This window comes from Salinivirga sp. (assembly GCF_035268865.1).
In the GTDB taxonomy this organism is placed as follows: Bacteria; Bacteroidota; Bacteroidia; order Bacteroidales; family Salinivirgaceae; genus Salinivirga.
Genome location: NZ_DATFKB010000220.1, coordinates 1 through 6,444, shown reverse-complemented (window position 1 = coordinate 6,444; position 6,444 = coordinate 1). Strand labels below are relative to the sequence as shown.

General features: G+C 41.4%; 5 protein-coding genes. 4 read left to right on the top strand and 1 reads right to left on the bottom strand.

Going from position 1 to position 6,444, the window contains the following annotated elements; all coding sequences use genetic code 11:
• Both VJ937_RS13070 and VJ937_RS13065 read left to right on the top strand, forming a co-directional pair.
• The coding region (locus VJ937_RS13070) for a beta-N-acetylhexosaminidase (protein ID WP_324067795.1) at positions 1–1,452 on the top strand (1,452 nt) is incomplete at its 5' end.
• Positions 1,453–1,454: 2 nt separating this feature from the next.
• Complete coding sequence (locus tag VJ937_RS13065; RefSeq protein WP_324067794.1) at positions 1,455–2,207, top strand: copper homeostasis protein CutC; 753 nt, start codon at positions 1,455–1,457, stop codon at positions 2,205–2,207.
• A gap of 642 nt (positions 2,208–2,849) precedes the next feature.
• Here VJ937_RS13065 and VJ937_RS13060 read toward each other — a convergent pair.
• Positions 2,850–3,443, bottom strand: coding sequence for an outer membrane beta-barrel protein (locus tag VJ937_RS13060; RefSeq protein ID WP_324067793.1), 594 nt, complete (start codon positions 3,441–3,443; stop codon positions 2,850–2,852).
• A 348-nt stretch (positions 3,444–3,791) separates the two neighbouring features.
• Between VJ937_RS13060 and VJ937_RS13055 the strand changes: the two genes are divergently transcribed.
• Together VJ937_RS13055 and VJ937_RS13050 are read left to right on the top strand one after the other, a co-directional pair.
• The gene (locus VJ937_RS13055; RefSeq protein WP_324067792.1) at positions 3,792–5,378 is read left to right on the top strand and encodes a M81 family metallopeptidase; all 1,587 of its coding nucleotides are present in this window, start codon (positions 3,792–3,794) and stop codon (positions 5,376–5,378) included.
• 62 nt (positions 5,379–5,440) lie between these two features.
• Entirely contained in the window at positions 5,441–6,196 is a 756-nt protein-coding gene (locus tag VJ937_RS13050) for an NYN domain-containing protein (RefSeq protein WP_324067791.1), read from the top strand.
• Positions 6,197–6,444 lie beyond the last annotated feature (248 nt).

Below are 6,444 nucleotides of genomic sequence, written 5' to 3'. Positions count from 1 at the left end.
AAAATATCATCTGATCAGGCATTCACCAGTGAATCGCAGCTGTTATCCGGTTATATTAAAAATTCCGGGTTTTTAATTGCCGAAACTGCAGAAAATGAGATTGTTCTGCAAATCGATAAGGCGATGAAACCAAATTCCTATGATTTAGAAATTAATCAACAAATTGTTGTACTGAAATCTGGTGATAATTCCGGATTGAAGTATGGTATTCAAACATTAAGACAGCTTTTATTTTTTGCGGCAGAGGGCAACAAAACCATTCAGAATCAACACATATCCGATGCTCCAAATTACACTTACCGTGGTATGCATCTGGATGTGGCACGTCATTTTATGCCTGTGGATTTTATTAAAAAATATATCGATATGATGGCGATGCTGAAAATGAACTATTTTCATTGGCATTTGGTCGACGACCAGGGGTGGCGCATTGAAATTAAGAAATATCCGAAATTAACTGAAGTAGGATCAAAACGGAAAGAAACCCTCACCGGACATGGAGGTGTAAAACCTTTCGAATACGATGGGATTCCGCATGAAGGATTTTACACACAGGAAGAAATTAAGGAAATTGTAGCTTATGCCACTCAACGCGGAATAACAATCATTCCCGAAATAGAAATGCCCGGTCATGCACGCGCAGCCATTGCTGCATACCCCGAATTAGGTGTAACGAGCGAAAAAATTGAGGTTTGGAAACGGTGGGGCGTTTCACCCTATATTTACAACGTTGATGAGTCAACTTTTGAATTTTTGGAAGACGTATTGGATGAGGTGGCTAAATTATTTCCAGGAAAATATATTCACATTGGTGGAGATGAAGCCGTAAAAGACCAGTGGAAAGCTTCACCCAGAATTCAGCAGCGGATGAGAGAACTTGGCGTAAAAGATGAGGCAGCTTTGCAATGCTATTTTATTAAGCGCATAGCCGATTATTTACGTACCAAAGGTAAAACCATTGTCGGATGGGACGAAATTCTTGAAGGAGGTGCTCCTGAAGATGCTGTAGTTACATTCTGGCGCAGTTGGGTAAAACCCAGCCCCGCATTGGAAGCAGCAGAGCACGGACATAAAGTGATTTTTACTCCGGCGTCTTTGTGTTATTTCGATCACTATCAAACTACTTTGAAAGACTCCATTGAACCGATGGCCATTGGTGGATTTACGCCGGTTGATTCTTTGTACATTAAAAATCCTGTGAAGAATAACTTACCTGCTGAACTCAAAAATATGGTTTGGGGTGCACAGGGCAATGTATGGACTGAGTACATGAAAACACCGGATCATGTGGAGCACATGGTGATGCCACGCATGGCTGCTTTGTCTGAAGTTTTATGGACAGATGAACAGCATCAGAATTTTCAGGATTTTAAGCGCCGGTTTAAAATTTTTGCTAAATGGTTGGAGGCGAATAATATCAATTATGCCAAATATATTTTCGAAGACAATTAGTAATGACTAATCGGAAATTAGAAATATGCTGCTATACTGCTGAATCGGCCATTTTAGCTGAAGCAGCCGACGCCCATCGCATTGAGTTATGCGATAATTATGCAGAAGGAGGTACTACGCCCTCTTTTGCCACGATTCAAAAAGTAGTTGATAATCTTGATATCCCGGTAAACGTGATTGTGCGTCCGCGTGGTGGAGATTTTGTATATTCGGAAATCGAGTATGCAATTATCAAAGAAGATGTACGCATGATAAAGGAGTTGGGAGCCAATGGGGTAGTGGTTGGTTTCCTTTCTGCTAATGGTGAAATAGACCTGAGCCGCACAAAAACTATTATTGAAATTGTGGGCAACATGGAAGTGACTTTTCACCGGGCTTTTGATATGTGCAAAGATCCGTACCGGGCATTAGATCAACTGATTGATTTGGGCGTCACACGTGTTTTAACATCAGGAGCGCAAAATACTGCAATGGAAGGAGCAGAGCTGATTGCCAAATTAGTTGAAAAAGCCGGGGATAAAATCAGCATCATGCCCGGAAGTGGTATCAATGCTGAAAATATAAGTAAGTTATTAGCCCATACAAATGCGTTTGAGTTCCATAGTAGTGCTAAGATCTTCGTACAAGGAAACATGCAATATCAAAACCAAGAAGTTAGCATGAGTGGCAGCTCAAATCCTGAAGAATTCAACCATATTTCTGTTGATTATGAGCAGATTAGAGCAATGCTGAAAGTTTTAAATGAAAAGTTATAGGATTACGATTTCAATGAGTTAAAACTTAAAATCAAGGACGTAATTGCGCGGAGCGACTCTGCTCGCTGAAGTGTAACGTAAGCGAGAGCGACAAAGCGATTTGTTGAAATAACCGGAGCCAACCCTCGAAGCGGTTGAAGCATAGCGGAAACCTAACCCTCGAAGCGGTTGGATTGCAGCGGAAACCCTTCGAGCGGTTAGTAATCAGCGACGCCGTTTCCTGAGCGGAGCCGAAGGGAACTGTTGCAATTTACCGCAGCGGAAGCTTGAAACAGATCACTTCTCCCTCCGCGCACCTCACTAACGCTCCTAAAGGAGCGGACTCCCGGCGCACAACCGTTAAAGAATATTTACGTTTCGGCAAAGAACTAAAAAACGGCAGAAATTACCTATACAAATGATTAAATCCGGCAATACAGCCTAATCGGAGCGCCCCCTCTCCTTGAGGCCGTGTCCGATAACCAGCGGAAGAGGGCCGGGGTGAGGTGAATAACCGCAGCGGAAGCTTGAAACAGATGGCTTCGCTTGAGTTATGAGACAGATTGCCTTCCAGCGCAACGAAGGAACCTTTAACAAAAATAAAACCGATTGGATCCCATTCCAACCGGTTCTGATATGTAATTGTTTATGTTTTTACTTTGACTACAGGTCAAATCCACCACGCCATCCAATTGAAATTTGGAATGAGCCTGCCGAATCTTCATCACTACCCCAGGTCTCATATTTCATAGGCACTAAATACATAGCAGAAATTACAAAGCCTCCAAGTTCTACTCCAATTTCAGGAGCTATCCCAAAAGCATAGGTTGATCCACCCTCAGCAATAACTTCATCATTTGATGTAACTTCAGGTACTTCTAAACGCGATGCTCCAAGTGAAACTGCACCATATGGTGAAACCTTGCTGTCAAAAAAACGGTATTGCCCTTTAACTCCTCGGATACCCAGAAGGTACATATCGAGATCGACATTGCTGTCTGATGTACCTCCACCTACTAAAAGAGCATCATTGTATATTAACCCTACAGCCAGTTTGTTGTCAAATTGGGGTAGGTGATATAGGATGTCTACACTATATCCAAAGCCACCTTTTCCACCAGAACCTTCATCGTAGGTAAAGGCATCACCTTGTGGTGAAGAGTACCCAACATGACCACTAATAGAAATTTTTTGGCCATTTGCGTTAAAAACAAATAATAAGCTTATTAAAGCAAAAAGTAAAGTAATTTTCTTCATAGTAATAATTTTAATATTTAAAAAATGTACCTTAAAAATAATGCAAATAAACAACAATAATGGTTAATTGCAAATTGCAATTAATTAAGTACCGTTTGTATGTATTGCGCTCAAAAATAATAGTTATTTTTTTTCACTGTGCGATTAGAACGTGAAATTAGTTAATTTAAAAATTTTGGCGGCTAGAAGATTAAGGCTTATGCTTTGATGGCTTTTGAAAGTAAGTCCCCGTGTATTCAACAAATAATTGGGTTATGTCGATTTGTTGTTTCAGTTCCTAAATCAGCAGTGTGTTCAGGTAATTTTTCATTAAATTTGACTAGCACAAAATCAAAATCACTGCATAAAATGAAAATCATAACCATAATTTTATTAGCCATATCAATTCTTTTCAGCTGCAATCCGAAACAAAAAACACCTGATGCAACAAATAAACTCCCGCGAATAGCAATCTGCGGTCTCGCCATTGAATCCAGTACTTTTTCTCCGGCACAAACCACAGAAGATGCTTTTCATGCAAGAGTGGGAGATGAGGTTTACACGTACTATCCGTTTTTAAATGAGGATTCTGCCACAAGAAAACGAGCCGGGTATTTTCCAGCACTACGTGGTCATGCATTGCCAGGAGGTATTGTTACCAAAGAAGCTTATGAAAGTTTGATGACCAGAATGCTTGCCAAACTGGAAGCAAATGTACCTTACGATGGCGTCTTCTTCGATATTCATGGAGCCATGAGCGTAGTCGGTCTGGACGATCCCGAAGGCGATATGATACGCCGCGTGCGTGATGTGGTAGGTGAAGATGCTTTAATTTCAACGTCAATGGATTTGCATGGAAATGTCTCCCCGCAACTGGCGCATCAGTCAGATTTAATTACCTGTTACCGAATGGCGCCGCATGAGGATGCCATAGAATCTAAAAAACGTGCATTGACAAATTTGCTTGACCGTATTGAGTCCGGCAAAGGAAGACCAGCTTACAAAGCGCGTATTCCAGTGCCCATTTTGCTGCCGGGCGAAAAGACCAGTACGCGTATTGAGCCCGCCAAAAGTTTATATGCCAAAGTAAAACCTATGACCCAAAAAGAGGGCGTGTTAGATGCCGCCATTTGGGTAGGTTATGCCTGGGCCGACGAGCCTCGAAACCATGCGGTGGTAATGGTTACGGGAGATGACAAAAAGCAGGTGAAAGCATCGGCTGAAGAATTAGCGCAGTCGTTTTGGGATGTAAGGGAACAATTTGAGTTTGTAGCACCTGTGGCTAAACTGGATGAAAGCCTTGAGATGGCTTTGCAAAGCAATAAAAAGCCCTTTATTATCAGCGATATGGGCGATAACCCTACAGCCGGCGGTGCCGGAGATGTTACCTGGACATTGAAGCAAATTCTCAACAATGCGGCTTTCCAAAAGGTTGAAGGTCCAACATTAATTTATGCATCCATACCCGGCCCAAAACTGGTTATAAAAGCCCTGGAAGTTGGCGTGGGAGGAAAAGTTAACGAATTTGCAGGTGCTGAAGTAGATAACCGCTATGCAGGGCCTGTCAAACTAAAAGGTATTGTGGAAGCCATTCACAAAGGAGATAAATATGCAGAGGTTGAAGTTGTGGTGCGCGTTGGGAGTGCCCGGGTAATAGTCACAAAAAAACGTAAACCTTACCATCACATGGCTGATTTTACCAACCTTAAGTTAAAACCACATGAAGCAGATATTTTAGTTGTGAAAATTGGGTATCTCGTACCCGAATTATATAATATGCGGGGTGATTGGATAATGGCCCTTACGCCGGGCGGAGTTGATCAGGATTTGGAACGATTACCCTACAAACGTATTAAGCGGCCCATGTATCCTTTAGATAAAGATATGGCTGAGCCGGATTTATCTGCCCGTTTTATTCCGTTATCCAATGAACAAAAAGCTTTAGTTGAAAATTAATTTGTTTTAATCAATTAATATGGTTTGTTGTAGTCTGAAAAAAAACAGAAAATAATACACTTATGAATACAAATCTTGCTGTACTAATCGATGCCGATAATATTCCTCCCGGCAACGTAAAAGAGATGATGGAAGAAATAGCCAAATATGGGAATCCGACCATAAAACGTATCTATGGCGATTGGACCAAACCTAATTTAGCAAAATGGAAATCACTTTTATTGGAGAATGCCATTACACCCATTCAACAATATGGCTATACATCGGGCAAAAATGCTACCGATTCGGCCATGATTATCGATGCTATGGATATTTTGTATGCACAAAAAGTGCAGGGCTTTTGTCTGGTCTCCAGCGATAGCGATTTTACCCGGCTTGCAACGCGTTTGCGCGAAGCTGGATTGCAGGTTATTGGCATTGGGGAGAAAAAAACACCCGATCCATTTATTGTAGCTTGCGACAAGTTTATTTACCTTGAAATTCTTAAGAAACAGGCTGATAAAAAAGATGATGATAAGGAAGAAGATAAGGATGCTGTGGATAAAATTACACGGAAAGAAATCAAACTAATATCATCTACAATTTCCGATTTATCAGACGACGATGGCTGGGCATTTTTGGGAGATGTGGGCAGCCTTTTGCAGAAAAAGCAGCCAAACTTCGACTCACGTAATTATGGCTTTGAAAAATTGACACCGTTAATAAAATCTACAGGTCAGTTTGAAATAGAGCAGCGTGAAAATCCTAAAAGCCGCAATAAACTTATTTTTGTAAAAAATAAGGAAAAAAAGAAACCCGGACCAAAGAAGAAAGCTTAAAGCGTAGCCGAAATATGCAATTCAGTCGTGGCTGCACAAACCCACAATCCCCGACGCGTCATCACGATCCGCCGGCTGGCGGAGAAGTGATCTGTCTCAAGCTTTTACTACGGTGATTCACCTCATCCTAACCTTCTTCCGCTGGTAATCGGACACGGCCTCAAGAGCCTGTCCCGATGATAATCGGGAAGAAGGAAAGCTCCGATTAACCTGTATAACAGAATATTAAGCTTTGTAAATGTAATTTC